Origin of the sequence: Streptomyces sp. KL116D, from assembly GCF_030766975.1 — a bacterium.
In the GTDB taxonomy this organism is placed as follows: Bacteria; Actinomycetota; Actinomycetes; order Streptomycetales; family Streptomycetaceae; genus Streptomyces; species Streptomyces longispororuber_A.
The window spans coordinates 82,058-95,745 of the sequence record NZ_JASERH010000030.1; the positions used below are offsets into that span (position 1 = coordinate 82,058).

The 13,688-nt window shown below is 68.5% G+C and carries 23 protein-coding genes; 14 read left to right on the forward strand and 9 right to left on the reverse strand.

The window, feature by feature from the left end; translation table 11 throughout:
* Nucleotides 1–13: 13 nt before the first annotated feature.
* The 10 genes from RBJ77_RS10635 (at nucleotide 14) to RBJ77_RS10680 (ending at nucleotide 7,667) form a co-directional block, all read left to right on the forward strand.
* Nucleotides 14–2,239: a hypothetical protein gene (locus RBJ77_RS10635; protein WP_372344756.1), complete on the forward strand. Its 2,226-nt coding sequence runs from the start codon at nucleotides 14–16 to the stop codon at nucleotides 2,237–2,239.
* 4 nt (nucleotides 2,240–2,243) lie between these two features.
* Nucleotides 2,244–3,335, forward strand: a complete 1,092-nt coding sequence (locus tag RBJ77_RS10640) for a DUF5047 domain-containing protein (RefSeq protein ID WP_372344757.1) — start codon at nucleotides 2,244–2,246, stop codon at nucleotides 3,333–3,335.
* Nucleotides 3,332–3,994 (forward strand): hypothetical protein, encoded by a 663-nt coding sequence (locus RBJ77_RS10645; RefSeq protein WP_372344758.1) that lies wholly within the window; start codon nucleotides 3,332–3,334, stop codon nucleotides 3,992–3,994. Before RBJ77_RS10640 ends, RBJ77_RS10645 begins: the two co-directional genes overlap by 4 nt.
* 8 nt (nucleotides 3,995–4,002) lie before the next feature.
* Complete coding sequence (locus tag RBJ77_RS10650; RefSeq protein ID WP_372344759.1) at nucleotides 4,003–4,626, forward strand: hypothetical protein; 624 nt, start codon at nucleotides 4,003–4,005, stop codon at nucleotides 4,624–4,626.
* 56 nt (nucleotides 4,627–4,682) lie between these two features.
* Entirely contained in the window at nucleotides 4,683–5,723 is a 1,041-nt protein-coding gene (locus tag RBJ77_RS10655) for a hypothetical protein (RefSeq protein ID WP_372344760.1), read from the forward strand.
* Between the two features lie 6 nt (nucleotides 5,724–5,729).
* The gene (locus tag RBJ77_RS10660) at nucleotides 5,730–6,083 is read left to right on the forward strand and encodes a hypothetical protein (RefSeq protein WP_372344761.1); all 354 of its coding nucleotides are present in this window, start codon (nucleotides 5,730–5,732) and stop codon (nucleotides 6,081–6,083) included.
* Between the two features lie 14 nt (nucleotides 6,084–6,097).
* Nucleotides 6,098–6,394: a hypothetical protein gene (locus RBJ77_RS10665; protein ID WP_372344762.1), complete on the forward strand. Its 297-nt coding sequence runs from the start codon at nucleotides 6,098–6,100 to the stop codon at nucleotides 6,392–6,394.
* Nucleotides 6,391–7,029 carry a collagen-like protein gene (locus RBJ77_RS10670; RefSeq protein WP_372344763.1) on the forward strand — a complete coding sequence of 213 codons (639 nt, stop codon included), beginning with the start codon at nucleotides 6,391–6,393 and terminating at the stop codon, nucleotides 7,027–7,029. Before RBJ77_RS10665 ends, RBJ77_RS10670 begins: the two co-directional genes overlap by 4 nt.
* Nucleotides 7,030–7,037: 8 nt before the next feature.
* Nucleotides 7,038–7,223 (forward strand): hypothetical protein, encoded by a 186-nt coding sequence (locus RBJ77_RS10675; RefSeq protein ID WP_372344764.1) that lies wholly within the window; start codon nucleotides 7,038–7,040, stop codon nucleotides 7,221–7,223.
* A 90-nt stretch (nucleotides 7,224–7,313) separates the two neighbouring features.
* Nucleotides 7,314–7,667: a hypothetical protein gene (locus RBJ77_RS10680; RefSeq protein WP_372344765.1), complete on the forward strand. Its 354-nt coding sequence runs from the start codon at nucleotides 7,314–7,316 to the stop codon at nucleotides 7,665–7,667.
* A 128-nt stretch (nucleotides 7,668–7,795) separates the two neighbouring features.
* Here RBJ77_RS10680 and RBJ77_RS10685 read toward each other — a convergent pair whose 3' ends face one another.
* The 3 genes from RBJ77_RS10685 to RBJ77_RS10695 are packed head-to-tail and all read right to left on the reverse strand — an operon-like array spanning nucleotide 7,796 to nucleotide 8,778.
* On the reverse strand, nucleotides 7,796–8,212 hold the full coding sequence (locus RBJ77_RS10685) for a hypothetical protein (protein WP_372344766.1): 417 nt from the start codon (nucleotides 8,210–8,212) through the stop codon (nucleotides 7,796–7,798).
* 7 nt (nucleotides 8,213–8,219) lie between these two features.
* Nucleotides 8,220–8,471, reverse strand: a complete 252-nt coding sequence (locus RBJ77_RS10690) for a hypothetical protein (RefSeq protein ID WP_372344767.1) — start codon at nucleotides 8,469–8,471, stop codon at nucleotides 8,220–8,222.
* A gap of 1 nt (nucleotide 8,472) precedes the next feature.
* A complete protein-coding gene (locus tag RBJ77_RS10695) occupies nucleotides 8,473–8,778 on the reverse strand; it encodes a hypothetical protein (RefSeq protein ID WP_372344768.1) in 306 nt (101 codons plus the stop codon).
* Between the two features lie 452 nt (nucleotides 8,779–9,230).
* On the opposite strand from RBJ77_RS10695, the gene RBJ77_RS10700 reads away from it, so the two are divergent.
* Together RBJ77_RS10700 and RBJ77_RS10705 are read left to right on the forward strand one after the other, a co-directional pair.
* The gene (locus RBJ77_RS10700) at nucleotides 9,231–9,446 is read left to right on the forward strand and encodes a hypothetical protein (RefSeq protein ID WP_372344769.1); all 216 of its coding nucleotides are present in this window, start codon (nucleotides 9,231–9,233) and stop codon (nucleotides 9,444–9,446) included.
* A complete protein-coding gene (locus RBJ77_RS10705) occupies nucleotides 9,443–10,486 on the forward strand; it encodes a tyrosine-type recombinase/integrase (RefSeq protein WP_372344931.1) in 1,044 nt (347 codons plus the stop codon). The genes RBJ77_RS10700 and RBJ77_RS10705 overlap by 4 nt, the downstream gene beginning before the upstream one ends.
* A gap of 390 nt (nucleotides 10,487–10,876) precedes the next feature.
* Here RBJ77_RS10705 and RBJ77_RS10710 read toward each other — a convergent pair whose 3' ends face one another.
* The 3 genes from RBJ77_RS10710 to RBJ77_RS10720 form a co-directional block, all read right to left on the reverse strand.
* A complete protein-coding gene (locus RBJ77_RS10710; protein WP_372344770.1) occupies nucleotides 10,877–11,062 on the reverse strand; it encodes a hypothetical protein in 186 nt (61 codons plus the stop codon).
* Nucleotides 11,063–11,096: 34 nt separating this feature from the next.
* Nucleotides 11,097–11,315 (reverse strand): hypothetical protein, encoded by a 219-nt coding sequence (locus RBJ77_RS10715; RefSeq protein ID WP_372344771.1) that lies wholly within the window; start codon nucleotides 11,313–11,315, stop codon nucleotides 11,097–11,099.
* Nucleotides 11,316–11,380: 65 nt separating this feature from the next.
* The gene (locus tag RBJ77_RS10720) at nucleotides 11,381–11,872 is read right to left on the reverse strand and encodes a DUF6233 domain-containing protein (RefSeq protein WP_372344772.1); all 492 of its coding nucleotides are present in this window, start codon (nucleotides 11,870–11,872) and stop codon (nucleotides 11,381–11,383) included.
* 18 nt (nucleotides 11,873–11,890) lie between these two features.
* On the opposite strand from RBJ77_RS10720, the gene RBJ77_RS10725 reads away from it, so the two are divergent.
* Nucleotides 11,891–12,079, forward strand: coding sequence for a hypothetical protein (locus RBJ77_RS10725; protein ID WP_372344773.1), 189 nt, complete (start codon nucleotides 11,891–11,893; stop codon nucleotides 12,077–12,079).
* A gap of 215 nt (nucleotides 12,080–12,294) precedes the next feature.
* Here the strand turns inward: RBJ77_RS10725 and RBJ77_RS10730 are convergent, their stop codons facing one another.
* From RBJ77_RS10730 to RBJ77_RS10740, 3 genes are all read right to left on the reverse strand, one after another.
* Nucleotides 12,295–12,474, reverse strand: coding sequence for a hypothetical protein (locus RBJ77_RS10730; protein WP_372344774.1), 180 nt, complete (start codon nucleotides 12,472–12,474; stop codon nucleotides 12,295–12,297).
* 119 nt (nucleotides 12,475–12,593) lie between these two features.
* Nucleotides 12,594–12,773 (reverse strand): hypothetical protein, encoded by a 180-nt coding sequence (locus RBJ77_RS10735; protein ID WP_372344775.1) that lies wholly within the window; start codon nucleotides 12,771–12,773, stop codon nucleotides 12,594–12,596.
* A gap of 63 nt (nucleotides 12,774–12,836) precedes the next feature.
* A complete protein-coding gene (locus RBJ77_RS10740) occupies nucleotides 12,837–13,037 on the reverse strand; it encodes a winged helix-turn-helix domain-containing protein (protein ID WP_372344776.1) in 201 nt (66 codons plus the stop codon).
* A gap of 190 nt (nucleotides 13,038–13,227) precedes the next feature.
* Between RBJ77_RS10740 and RBJ77_RS10745 the strand changes: the two genes are divergently transcribed.
* Nucleotides 13,228–13,578: a DUF6415 family natural product biosynthesis protein gene (locus tag RBJ77_RS10745; protein ID WP_372344777.1), complete on the forward strand. Its 351-nt coding sequence runs from the start codon at nucleotides 13,228–13,230 to the stop codon at nucleotides 13,576–13,578.
* Nucleotides 13,579–13,688 lie beyond the last annotated feature (110 nt).

The following is a 13,688-nucleotide window of genomic DNA, read 5'->3' on the forward strand; positions in this document are numbered from 1 at the left end:
GAGGAGGCCCCACGTGCCGATTCCCGGGAATCTCCTCTCCGCGACGACGGAGATGGTCGACCCCAACACCAGCGGCTGGACGCCCCGCCTGAACTGCCAGCCGCTGACGAAGGGGGTCGGAGGCCGTAACGGCGACGGCTGCCTCGTCACCAAGAGCGTCGCGGCGGGAGAGGTGCAGGCCCGCACCGTCTCCTCGTATCCGGTCGTGGCGGGCACCACCTATGAGGTGTTCGCCGACAGCGCGGGTGTCGTACCCGAACGCATTGGCATCCGCTGGATCAACGCCTCGGGAGGGGACGCGGGCTTCACGTGGTCGCTGACCACGCTCGCCGCCGCCTCGGGCTGGCATCGCGTCTCCGTCGCCGGGGTCGCGCCGGTGGGCGCGGTGCAGGCGCAGGTCTTCCTGTCGTCGACCGAGACCGGGGCAGGCGTCTCCCACTACTGGGAGAACGTCTACCTCGGCCTGCCCATCAGGACCCAAGGCAACTTGTTTGGGTTCAACACGGAGTCGTCTGAGGTTGACGCCTCGCAGTGGACGCCCCTCGTCAACGCGACCATCTCCCGGCAAGTGCCGGTGCTGGGGTGGGCCGTCGACAACTACACAGCCGGCGGACACTGCCTGGCGATGACGGCGGTCGCCGCAGGCAACGCGGCGATCCTCGCCATCAACGGGCCGTCCGTCACCCCCGGCGTCGAGTACCTGGCCTACGCCTACCTCAGCCCACCCACGCTCAGCAGCACGGCATGGATCGAGCTGCGGTTCTACGACGTCAACGGCAACCAGATCCAGAACACCCGGTCGACGCTGGCCCCGCCCGGTACGGGCATGTACCGGCAGCGGGCCTCCGCGAAAGCCCCGGCAAACGCCGCCTCCTGCTCCATTGCGCTCGGCCTCGACGGCGCCTCCGCCGGACAGGTCCTGCGCGCGGAGACCATCGTCGTCACCGCGGCGCCCGTTCTCCAGGCCGGCTCGGTCGTTCCCTACGCCGACGCCAGCTTCGAGCAGGGTGTCGCCGGGTGGACGACCGTGTCCGGCGTCGCCGCCCTGGCCCGGAGCGCACCGTGGGCGACCGGCATCGACGGCAATTACACGCTCACCGTGACCTCCGCCTCGGCGACCGCGTCGACACTCCGCTCCGCGAAGTTCCCGCTCGGTACGGGCGCGGGCGGACAGAACTGGCGGGCTTGGATCGCCGCACAGAGCACCGCAGGTACATGGTCGACGGTGCGCGTCCAGATCCGCTACTACAACGCCGCGAATGCTGATCTCGGCGCCAGCGGCCAGACTTGGACCATCCCGGCCGGCTGGGTCGGACTGCCCGCAGACGCGACCGCCCCGGCGACGGCCACGCAGGCGGCCATCGAGTTGATCGTGACCGCTTCGTCGACGGCCGCGGTGCTGCAGGTGGACTCGGTGATGCTGTACCCGGTCCTGCCGCTCACGACGGTGGAGGCCGTCGACGGCGGCGGCTACATCGTCCTCACCCTGCGGGAACTCTCCCTCGACTACCTGATCTCCGTGTACCGGGAGATGCCCGACGGCTCCCGGATCCTGGTCCGCGGCCCGTCGGGGCTCATCGACCGCGAGCAGGTCACATCAGACCTGATGGTGATCGAGGATCATGAGGCGCCGCTCAATGTGCCGGTGCGCTATTTCGTCGAGCTCATCCAGCCGAATGGTGTCGTCGCGACGCGCGCCTCGGACTACGCGACCGTCACGCTGGCCGACGCGAACATTGCCTGGCTCAAGGATCCGGGCAACCCGCAGCGGAACATGCAGGTCATGGTCGAAAAGGCGCCCGACTGGCAGCGCCCGATCGACCAGTCCGCATTCGTCGTCCGCGGCCGCCGCAACAAGGTCATCCTCAGCGGCAACCGTCAGGGCCTGGAGGGCGACCTCGCGATCTGGACGCGCACCGACGAGGAACGCAAGGCCCTCCACCTGCTCCTCGACTCCGGAAACGTGCTGCTGTGGCAGGCCGTCCCCGGCATGGGCGTTGACGACATGTACGTCAACGTCGGCGCCATCACCGAAGCCCGGGTCGGACAGCTCGCCCAGGAGGTGTGGCGGGCATGGACGCTGCCACTTATCGAGTCCGACCGGCCTGTCACCGCAGGCATCAACGGGGCCGCGGGCCGCACCTGGCAGGACGTCGTCGCCGAGTTCGACACCAACGCGGATCTACTGCCCGTGTACGCCACCAGCGAGGCGCTGCTCCTGGATCGCAGAACGGGGTGACGCCGTGTATCCCGTCTCCGACCGATTCCTGCCGCGTCTCGCCGAGTCCCACCGGCCCGTCACCCGGGTCCAGCTGTTCCTCACCGACGGCCGGGTTCTCGAGCTGGAGCACACCGGCGGATCGGTGCCGGTGGACCGGGCGCAGGCCATCCGCCGCACCTGCACCGTCACCTGCGCCGACACGACGCTGATCCCGCGCACCGCCACGGACAAGCTCGCCGTGTACGGCGCCAGACTCCGGATCAGCCGCGGCGTCGAGTACGGCGACGGCAGCACCGAACTGGTGCCCCTGGGCGTATTCCGCCTCGACTCTGCCGACGGCGATCCCAGCGAAGGCCCGGTGACGCTCGCAGGGAAGGATCTGGGGGCGATCGTCGCCGACGACAAGTTCACCGAGGCGTACACGGCGAGCGGCACCGTCGTCGGCGCGGTCACCGCACTCATTCAGCGGAGCATCCCCGACGCCAGCGTCGTCTCCACCATCGCCGACGCCCCCATCGGCAGCAGAGCGTTCGACGTCGAGGCGGATCCGTGGGCCGGCGCGCAGGAGATCGCCGCTGCCGCCGGCGCCGAGGTGTACCCCAACGCCGACGGAACCTTCGTCATTGCGACCTTGCCGGACCTGCTCACCACCGAACCGGTGTGGGCGGTCGAGGCGGTCGAGGGCGGCGTCTATGTCTCCGGCAGCCGGGGAATGACAGCCGACGCCGTATTCAACGGGGTGCTGGCTCGCGGCGAGAACACCAGCGACAACGCGCCGCCTGTGTCGGCCCTGGTCGTCGACAGCGACCCGGGCTCGCCCACGTACTGGGGCGGGCCGTTCGGCCGCCGCCCGAAGTTCATCTCGTCGAGCACGCTCACGACGAACGACGCGTGTGTCCAGGCGGCTGCGTTGGAGCTGGTCAAGTCCCGAGCGCCGAACGCGAGCGGAGACTTCAGCAGCCTGCCGAACCCGGCCCTCGAGCCTGGCGACGTCCTGCGGGTCGCGCACCCGGACGGCACCCGCGAACTCCACCAGGTCGCTTCATTCACCGTCCCGCTCGACGAAGGCGGCGAGTTCCCCATCACGACGATCTCCGCAAAGGAGGACTCGTGAAGACCGCCCACGCCTCCAATCGCGAGCTCGCCGCAGCACTCAAGGCGAACGCACAGAAGACGGGGGAGACCTCCCCGTCGGTGCGCGGCGCGGACTGGCGCACAGCCGTCGTCACCGCCGTCGGAGCTGGCACCGTCACCGCGGACGGCATCGTTTGCCGCTGCCAGGAGACCTACTTCAACCCTGCCGTCGGCGACGTAGCCGTCATCTCCCAGTCCTCCAACGGCAACTGGCGAGCGGAAGGGCGACTGGCCACCGTGAGCACAACGCCCTGGACGACCGCGGTCCTCGCGACGGGGTTCACGCACGACGGCAACAGCAACGGCAACGTCCAGTACCGGAGCACCGTTGTGGGTGGCACCCGGTTCATGGAGTGGCGCGGCGGCCTCGGCATCACCTACGCCTCCAACTCGATCCAGAACGGCGGCGACTGCCTCGCCGTGGTCCTGCCCGCTGAACTCCGCCCAGCGTCGCTTCGGTCGCTCGTCGGCCCGTGCTCGGCCTCGTCGTCGTCCGCGCTCTGCCTGAAGATCGACGCCCGCCTCGACGGGCAGCTGCGGATCGTCGGCACCACCACGTCGACGTCCGACACCTACGCCAACCCGATCATCCGGCCGCCCTGGGTCTCCCTCAACGGGCTGCGCTACTCCCTCGACTAGGAGGCCCTGTGCCGACCACAGACATCTACGGCCAGGGCATCAACCTTGCCTCGCTCACCGACGCCCCCGACATCCCCAAGGCCATCAACGACGTCGCTTCCGGCGTGATCCCGCGCGGCGTCATGCGGTTCGCGTCCGCGTCCGCTCGCGGCGCCACCCTCACGGCGCCGGCGGCCGGCATGGTGGCGTGGCTGCAGGATGTCAAGCTGCTGACCTTGTACGACGGTTCGGCGTGGGTCGCTATCGCTGCGGGCACGCAGGCGTGGACGACGGTTGGCCTCGCGTCAGGCTTCACGCAGAACGGCAACAGCAACGGCAGCTTGCAGTACCGGGTCGTGAATCTCTTCGGCGAGAACACGATCATGTTCCGTGGTGCCGTGAACGTCACCTACTCCGGGACGACGATCCCCAACAGCGGGGTGCTCAACACCAGCGCACTGCCGTCCTCGGCGCGGCCCACTGCCCTGCGCACCATCGTCGTGCCCTGCTCCGACGTGTCGTCGGCGCGCATCACGCTCAAGCTCGACGTGCAACCCGACGGCTACCTGAAGATCTACGGCACTGGCAACGGCAGCGATGGCCGCAGCACCCCGCCCTGGATCGGCTTTAACGGTTGCTTCTGCAGCCTCTAACTCACCCCGCCCGCGCCCCCTTGGGGCCCTTCCGCATGCCCAGATAGGGGACCCGCATGGCCAAGACCGGCCCGCAGAAATACCCCGGAGCCAGCACCACCGCCTGGTACGGCACCCGCTATCCCGGCTCCGCGATGGAGACCAACGTCATCGTGTGGCACTCCACTGAGGGCACTGGCCTCCCGACCTACTCCGGGGGAGCCGAGGCGCCCAACTTCACCGCCGCCCCCGACTTCGCCAACAAGCGAATCAAGTGGTTCCAGCACTTCGACTTCGACGTCTCCGCCCGCGCCCTCGTCAACAAGGCGGGCGGCGTCGAGACGAACACGCTCAATGCGTGCCAGGTCGAGATCGTCGGCACCTGCGACCCGGCCACCCACGCCAAGTGGAAGAAGGCCGGCTACTCGCACCTCTACACGCCGGAGCTGCCGGACTGGGCGATCCGCGACCTGGCGGCCTTCGCGAAGTGGGCCAACGCCAGCCATGGCGTCCCGCTGACCAGCGGCGTCACGTTCAAGGCGTACCCGTCCAGCTACGGCAACAGCTCGGTCCGCATGGGCAACGCCAGCTGGAACAACTTCAAGGGCCACTGCGGGCACCAGCACGTCCCCGAGAACGACCACGGCGACCCGGGCGCGCTCCCGATGGCCGCCATCCTCGCCGCCGCCAAGGGCGGCACCACCACCCCGGCGCCCCCGCAGGAGGACGACGACATGCCCAGCACGCTCGGCCTGTATGACGAGACCGACCGGCCGCTCGTCCCCGGCAAGTGGACGACACTCACCGTCGAGAAGGTCGACCTGATGACCGGGGCGAAGGCCTACGACGCCACCGCCTACATCACCACGACCGCCCCGACCGGGAGCACGCTCCAGGGCCGCTTCTACCACTACCGGGCGGACGGCACCCGCTGGACCGGGCCCATCGTGGAGCGCCTCGCCACCGACGGCCAGAGCTTCCCGGACTTCCCCAACGCGGGCTCGATCGCCGCCTCCGAACGGCTCCGCTTCGAGCTCTGCTACTACCCGGCCGACCCCGCCGACAAGAAGTCCATCGTCATCACCACGTCGCGCGTGCGCGGCCTCTACTGGAAGTAGGACCCCATGAGAATCTTCGGCCGCGAGCCTGCTGTCGTCCTGGGTGTCGTCTCCGGCGCCCTGTCCCTGCTGGTCACGTTCGGGATCGGCCTCACCTCGGAGCAGGCCGGCGCGATCGTCGCCGTCATCTCCGCCGTCTTCGCTGCGATCACCGCAGCGCTGACCCGCCCGGTCGTGCCGTCCGCGTTCACCGGCCTCGTCGCCGCCGTCGTCGCGCTGCTCGCCGCCTTCCACTTCGACGTGGCCCCGGAGACGGTCGGCTCCCTGAACGCGCTCGTCCTCGCCCTGCTCGTATTCATCACCCGCGGCCAGGTCACCCCCGCCGACCCGCGCACGGCCGCGAAGCCGACCAGCGTCTGACGTAGGAGCAGCACGTGCCCGATGAGCCGACCCTCGGCGAGGTCGTCCGACGCTTCGAGGACCGGCTCACCGACGTCCGCGATGACATCCACGACCTCGGCAAGAACCTTGAGAAGAAGGTCGACCAGCAGATCTACGACTACCGGCACAACGCCCTCGCCGCACGCGTCACCACCCTGGAGACGCTCCGCGAGAAGGACGCCGAGAAGCTCGTAGCGACCCGCCGCTGGCTGACCGGAGCGGTCATCGTCCCGCTGGTGGGCATCCTGCTGCCAGTCATCATCTTGCTGATGCGGGGGTCGGGGTCGTGACACGGGCCGAAATCCGCGCAGACGAACGACGCTGGCGACGAGGCGACGTCCTCGCCGTCGTCGCGGCCCTCATCCTTGGCGCCGCGTTCGCCTGGATCATCCTGACCATCCAGGGCATGGCTCACGACTCGAAGGTCAAGGACGGCAAGATCGCCGCCCTCAGCCAGCAGGTACGCGAGATGGGCGGCAAGCCTGTGGTCGGACCGCCGGGCGAAGCAGGCAGGTCAGGCAATCAGGGAACCCGCGGAGCGCAGGGCGAGAAGGGTGACACCGGAGAGCCTGGCAGCCCCGGCCCGTCGGGGTCGCCCGGCGCGAACGGGGCTGATGGCTCCGACGGCACGAACGGCGTGGGCGAGCCCGGACCGAGCGGAGCGCCTGGCGAGGCCGGAGCGCAGGGCGCCCAAGGAGAGCCCGGACCCGCAGGCCCGCAGGGCGAGCCGGGCCCGGCCGGCGCCGACGGGAAGGACGGCCGCGACGGTCAGACCTGCCCGTCGGGCTACAGCCTCCAGACCTCGCCCACCGACCCAGACGCGCTCGAATGCCGTCGCGACAACCCGCCCGCCAACAACGGCGACCCGGACCAACCAGCCCCACAGGCCGCGGGCTTGGACCCGACCCGCCGCCAGTACCTGTAGGAGCCGCGATGCCCGACGCCCGCCCCATCACCCACCGCGTCGACGACAGCGCCGCCGACATGACGAGCCTCGTCCAACTCGGCCTCGCCAATACCCAACCCGTCCCCGAACCGCCTCCGCCGGCCATCGACCCGTTCCAGGAACCGGCCTACCCCGGGCTCCCCGAGGGCTACCAGCCCGACGATGTCGCGTGACAGACGCCCCACTCCTTCCGCCTCGGCGGGGAGTGGGGCGTCACCTGCGTTTACTCCCGACTGTCAGACCCGACGCGTAGGGTCAGCGTCATGACTAGCGAGACACTGCGCCTGCGCCAAGAAGACTTCAACCGGCGTGCAGGGAAGGCCGCGTTGGACGTCTATCTTCTGGCTGCGGCCGGGGGCGGCGACCCAGGGAAGGCGGTAACGGACCCGTACCGGGAGCTGCTGGACGCCGCTGAAAGGCGGTTCCGAGCGGCGGCTGATTCTGGCGACCTTCAGGGCATGGCCGACGGCTGGAACGAGCTGACGGACATCTTTGCCCACGCGGCACACGCCAACGCGCGCCTCGGGGCGGCGCTGCTGGCTACGGTCGCCAACAAGACCGGGCTGGCTCCTGAAGAAGCAATCACGAAGACCATCGAGCTGATCGAGAATTCTTGAGCGACTGTCCGACGGGGCGTGCATGCGGTGAGTGGAGGGCCGGAGCCGACGGGCAACGGGCCTCCGGCGTAGAGTGCACACCGAAGCCCCGGCCACTGATCCTGGCCGGGGCTTCGTCACGTGCTGGTTCAGACGGTCTCGTAGGTGCGCCACCCGATGCGCGCAGCCTCGACTCGGAGCGTCTCTCGCCAGCCGGACGGCGGCTCGAAGGCCGGGTCTTCGCCGTCGCCCTTGTAGTAGAGCATCGGCGCCTCGGTGTCCCAGGACTGGAAGTCGATGTCGAGTCGGCCGGCGTCTTCGATCAGGCTGTTGATCGCTGTCGTCAGGCCGCTTGCGCCGTTGTCGTCCTGGATGAAGTAGCGGGTGCGCAGCGTGCCCTGGGTGGAGATCTCTCCGTTCTCGGTCTTGCTGTCAACGAAGCCGTCGTCGCAGAAGTCGAGCGAGGCTCCCCAGCCGCCGTGGGGTACGCCGTTGATCGTATGGGCGCGCTCGCTCCATACGACCGTGATTCCGGTGGACCAGTAGCGGCCCGTCTTGCTGATCATGCGGTCCTCACTTCTTGTCGGCGATGCGGATGTCGAGGCTGATGACGTAGACGCGGTCGCGGTCGGTGTCGAACGATCCGAACTTGTTGTAGAGCTCCTTGTCGGCCGTCTCGCGCTCGTCGAAGACGCCGTAGTGGTTGTACTCGGCGCCCTCGCTCTTGTCGCGCAGGTAGTCGATGGCCATGTTGCCTGCACGCTCGGCGGTCGTGGCGATGGCGTAGATGGTGCCGCTGATGCGGTCGGAATGGACGATCGGCACGTCAGTCCTCCTTCTCGTGGGACTTCTTCTCGTGGTTGCGCATGCTGGCGGGTGCGCCGATGTAGCTGCACCGTTCGCACTTCTCCCAGCTGGCGTCCTCGATCGCCTTGTGTACGACGGAGTGACTCGGGCCGAAGCCCTTCGCGTGGAGCATCTGCGCGACCGAGCCGCCGTACTCGACGGCGATGAGCGCCGACTCGGCGACCTTGTCGTGGCCGCGCGCGAAGAACGAGCCGAGACCGACTTCGGCGCCGCAGCCGCAGAAGCATTTGCCCGTCGGGATGAGCCGGGGGAGGTTCTTAGTCATGTGACTAAGGTAGCCGTTCTAGGTTGCCCGGCAAGGTAGTTGACTAAGAATCATGAAGTGGTAGCGCATAACGTCTTGTTGAGCGCTGCGAGTTGACCATGGACCGCTCTCGATAGCATGCGATATCGCGGGCCCCACTCCTCTCGGAGCGGGGCCTTTTGTTGTCCCGCCTTCAGTGGTCGTGGCACCTACAGAACGAGTCACCGCACATGTAGCAGCGGGGCCTCCCGTTGCAGCGGTTGCAGCGCTTCGATGTCTCGGCGCAGTGCACCGGCTCGGTGTGACGCTTCACTTCCTCGGCGTTCGTCTCGTCGTACTCGCGGTGGCAGGTTGGCGTGGTGCAAGTCGTCATGGCGGGAGTGTGGCAGAGGGGCTCTCGATAGTGCTGGCGATCACTCAACTTGATGGTTGATAATGACAGTTATCCAATACTAGAGATGAGGAGCAAGCACGTGAACGCAATCGCCCGCACGGGACGCGCCTACCACCGCGCGAACGTCCGCGCCTGGAATGCCCTACGCCGCTCCCGCGCCGCCAGCTTCACCGCCGCCATTGCCGTGTACCTCACCTTTACGCTCGGCTTGAGCGCCACCGGTCACACCGAGGCCGCATGGATCGCCACCGTCGTCATCGGACTGCCACTCCTGGTAGCTGGTTGGGCAACGTGACCGCCCTCGTCCCGCGTCCGTCGGCGGAGCTGTCGACCGACCGGCACGACCCCCGCGACGACTGGCCCAACGAAGCCCGCGCCCTCGCCGACCACCTCACCGAGTTCTACGGCGACGCCGACCCGCTACCCACCATCGCGGGCGGCTGGGTCGCCCGCCAGAAATCCCGCCACACACGGCGGGCCTACGTCCGCACCTTCAAGTCGTGGGAGCAGTACGCCCGGAGCAGCAAGATCCACCCGCTCCAGGCGAAGCTGCCGCTCGCCGACGCATACGCCAAACACCTCGCCAAGACCCCCACCCGCAACGGCAAGCCACCCGCCGGGACCACCCAGGCCCAAGCCCTCGCCGCCGCCGGGAGCTTCTACACCTACGCCGCCCGACTCCAGGCCGTCGACGCCGACCCCTTCGCCGCCGTCAACCGGCCCTACGTCGACCCCGACTACTCGCCCACCGAAGGCATGACGGAGCAGGAGACGACCCGTCTCATCGAGACCGCCCGCGACTGGGCGCCCCGCTCCTACGCCCTCGTCATGCTCCTCTACCTCACCGGCGCCCGCGTCGACGAGCTGCTGTCGCTGAACGCCGACCAACTCGGCTACGACCGCGGGCACCGCACACTGCCGCTCACCCAGAAGGGCGGCAAGAAGCGGCCCGCGCCCGTGCCGCCGCTCGCCCTCGACGCGCTCCTTGCCTACCTCGGCGACCGCACGGACGGACCGCTGTTCGTCACCGACTCCGGCCGCCGCTGGAGTCAGCCCGAGGTCTGGAAGCACCTACGCGTCCTCGCCCGCCGCGCCGGACTTCCGCAAGCAGTCACGATCAAACCCCACACGCTGCGGCACCAGTTCATCACCGACAACCTCGCCAACGGCGTTCCCTTGCAGGATGTGCAAGACGCGGTCAGCCACTCCGACCCGCGCACCACCCAGCGGTACAACCGGCGACGCGGCCTGCTCGACAACCACCCCGCCTATAGCCTCGCCGCCAAGCTTGGAGAGCGGCTGACGAGGGACGACGGCGACCAGCCGTCGACATGAAGGTGCGGTCGCCGTGCGCCCCGAGGGGCACCACTCGCAGCGAATGGTTGCGAACACGACGACCGCATTGCCACGTTAGGTGCTTCGTTCCTCAACTGTCAGCCCCGCGTGCCAGACTGGGTGTAGCAGCTGAACCGTCCACGGTTGGCGGTGTAGGCGGCTTCCGTCTGGTGTGGGTGGTCCGCGACCGCCTCCCGGGACACCAGGCCTACGGCATGACGCGAACGCCGACCCTGGCCAGGGGAAGGCCCTTGGGGCCCGCGTAGGAAGTCGCCGGCGACGGGGACGACCGAAGGCGGCACGCGACGCCCGCGCTGTGAGGCCAAGGGTCACAGACTCCGCGTGAACCGATCGCCCGCCGCATCCCCCGTTGCGGCGGGCGGTCGTGCGTCAGGTTCTGGGCGTGAGGACCTGCCCGAACGTGAGGGTGTGGATCTCGATGTCTGTGCAGCCGGCGGTTTCGAGGTCGCGCTTGCGGTCGTCGGCGCTCTTCTTGTCGTAGCTGACGGCGGAGGCGTGGTTCTTGCCGTCGGCGTCGGTCCAGGTGAGCCCAAGGTTCGTCATCTTGATCGTCATGCGGTGATTGTCGCTGCCGGGTCTGACAGTGGCGCTATGGCTGCCGGTCGCGTCGCCGGGCCAGCCAGTTGCCGACGGCGAGGACGAACACGGTGAAGACGGCGAGTGCCGCGACTTCGACGACTACGAGGGAGTCGATGATCGCGCCGATGATGACGACGGCCAGCGTGATGATTACGCCGATGATGATGTGACCGTGGATGCGGCTGCCTCGCTGGGGCTCGATCCAGGGGCGTTGTTCGTGGAAGGCCATGGCGCACCTCCGGGGGATACCTCCAGGGTGCGCCTGCGCCGCGGTGATCGCATGGCGACGTGAGGCTACGGTGCAGGTCGCTCTGCTCCGTCGTCTCTGAGTACTCCGAGGGGGTCGCACGCGTCGCAGATCTGTAGGCCGATGAAGTCGTCCCGGAGTGCGATGCGGGCCTGGTCCGCGTCGATGATCAGGGGGCCGTCAGCGATCAGCCAGCAGTCGGCCCGGTGCAGGTGCGGCTGGCGGGCACTGCTCTTCGGTTCGATCTTGAACCGGACGGGCTCAGCCAGCCGGGCCCGCTGCTGGTCCAGCTCGCTGATCGTGCGTTCCTCGACGTCGAGCTGGTAGCGGAGGTAGGCGACCATCGTGCGGTGCTGCGCCGCCCTCGCCGGTTCGCTTCGTTTCAGGGCCTTGACGGCGCGTTCTGCGGCTCCGAGCTGGTAGCGCAGCCAGGCCTGCACGGTGTGGTGCTGGCTGATGCGCTGCTCAAGACTCGATGACTCGCTCACATGTTCGATAATAAGGGTGTCGCGTGTCCACCGACACCCGGCGACCTGCACCGATGGGACCCTCACCGCATGGACGAGCCCGGCAGATACCGCGTCACCCTCACCCTCGACGGCGTCGTCGCTATGCGCGGCCACTGGAACGACCGCGGTACGGCGGAGCGCAAGCTGGAGAACTGGCTCCGGGAACAGGGCAGCCCGACATCAAGCGGAGAGCTCGTCGACACGGACGACGGAACTGTCCTCGCTTCGTGGCCGTAGACCGCATCCCCGCCCCGCTGGCCCGCTGAAGCGATGGATGTGGGAAGGGATCGGCCCCCCTCGATCCCAGTGCGGGAGGCTGCTGTCGCCGCATCAATGGCGCTTCGGCGGCAGCAGCCGTTTGTCAGTGGCGCCGGTTACCCTGCGGTCTGTCAGAGCATGCTGCGCTCGATAGCCCCGCCCCCGTACAGCGACGGGAGCGGGGCGCAGTGCTGTCAGGCCGCGTCGGCCTCGGGGTGGCGGACGGCCTTCTTCACGGCCATCTCGGCGGCGAGCCGGTCATCGGCGCCGGCGAGCGCGGCGTGGAACTCCGTCGCCTTCTCCCGCCAGGCCTGCCACTGGGCGTCGTACTCGCCGTGCTGCTCCTCGGTCCACTCGCCGGGAGGGACTCGCACGCCTTCCTCGCCCTGCGCTGCGAATCGTTCCTGCAGCTCGATGAGCTTCGCGTGCGCATCCTGCGCGGCCTGTTCAAGCGGGATCAAGGAGTCGTATTCATCTGCCACGTTGTTGAATCTTAAGCGGCCTCGACGATTTCCCCGCGCACCGCCGCAGCCCACTCCGCGACCAGTAGCTCGTACCGGGTGCGGGAGTCTCCGTACAGCCAGCCGCCGCACGCCTCAACCAGGGCGCGGATCTCCGCGTTCACCTCGGCAGCAGGGCGCGCGCGGCCCGAGGCTGGGGGAGTGGGAGACATGCGATCAAGCGTAGTCGCGGGCACTGTCAGAACCCAGCGGGCAGCCGGAACGGCATAGTCCGATCAAGGCTGCGGCAACTCCGTGACGAACGTTCCGATCCCCGGCTGCATCTCCGCGAGCCCCTCGGCGCGTAGTTCCTTCAACACCCGCCGCGCCGTCATCTGGGAGATCCCGAACTCAGCACACACGTCCACAACGGACGGCAGTCGCTCGCCGGGCGGGTAGGTGCCGTCGGCGATCCGCTCCGCCATCACGTCGTACACCTGCCGCCACCTCGGCACATCCGGCTCCCACTTCATGATCCGAACGCTAGGTCCGCGCAGCCTGACAGGCGAGACGAGATCGCCTATCGGACGTAGCGCACCTATCGCACCGGAGTATCGTTGCGAACCCAACAAGACCCCCGCGTCCGCAGCCACGGACCGGGGGCAGGCCGACGAGCGGAGCGTCGACATGCATCACCCTACGCAGCACACCCCGGCCAGCGAAGCCGCGCGCACCGCCCTCATCGAGGAAGCCGAGGCCGCGACCGGGATCCTGCCGCCACACGCCACCCTCGTCGGCCTGGAGGAGCGACTGCGCGCCGAAATCCAGGCCGCCGTCGACATCGTCCGCATTCAGGCCGACCGCCTCAACCGCGGCACGACCGACTGGTATCAGCGGGACTGTGCGCTCGCCGAGGCCCGGCATGCGACGGAGGAGGGGCTGGGCGCCGGCCTGCGCTCGGCCGCGGTTCATGTGGCGAGGCTGGGGCGATGCCTTCGCATCCTCGACACATTTGTGCAGGTCAAACCCAAAGCCTGACCCGGAGTGATCGATTCGCACCCCGTGCGAATGGAATGTCAACGATTCTGCGGGAAACGCCTACCGGCATATGCATATATGCAGTTTCATGGGCGATGCACCGAGCCTGG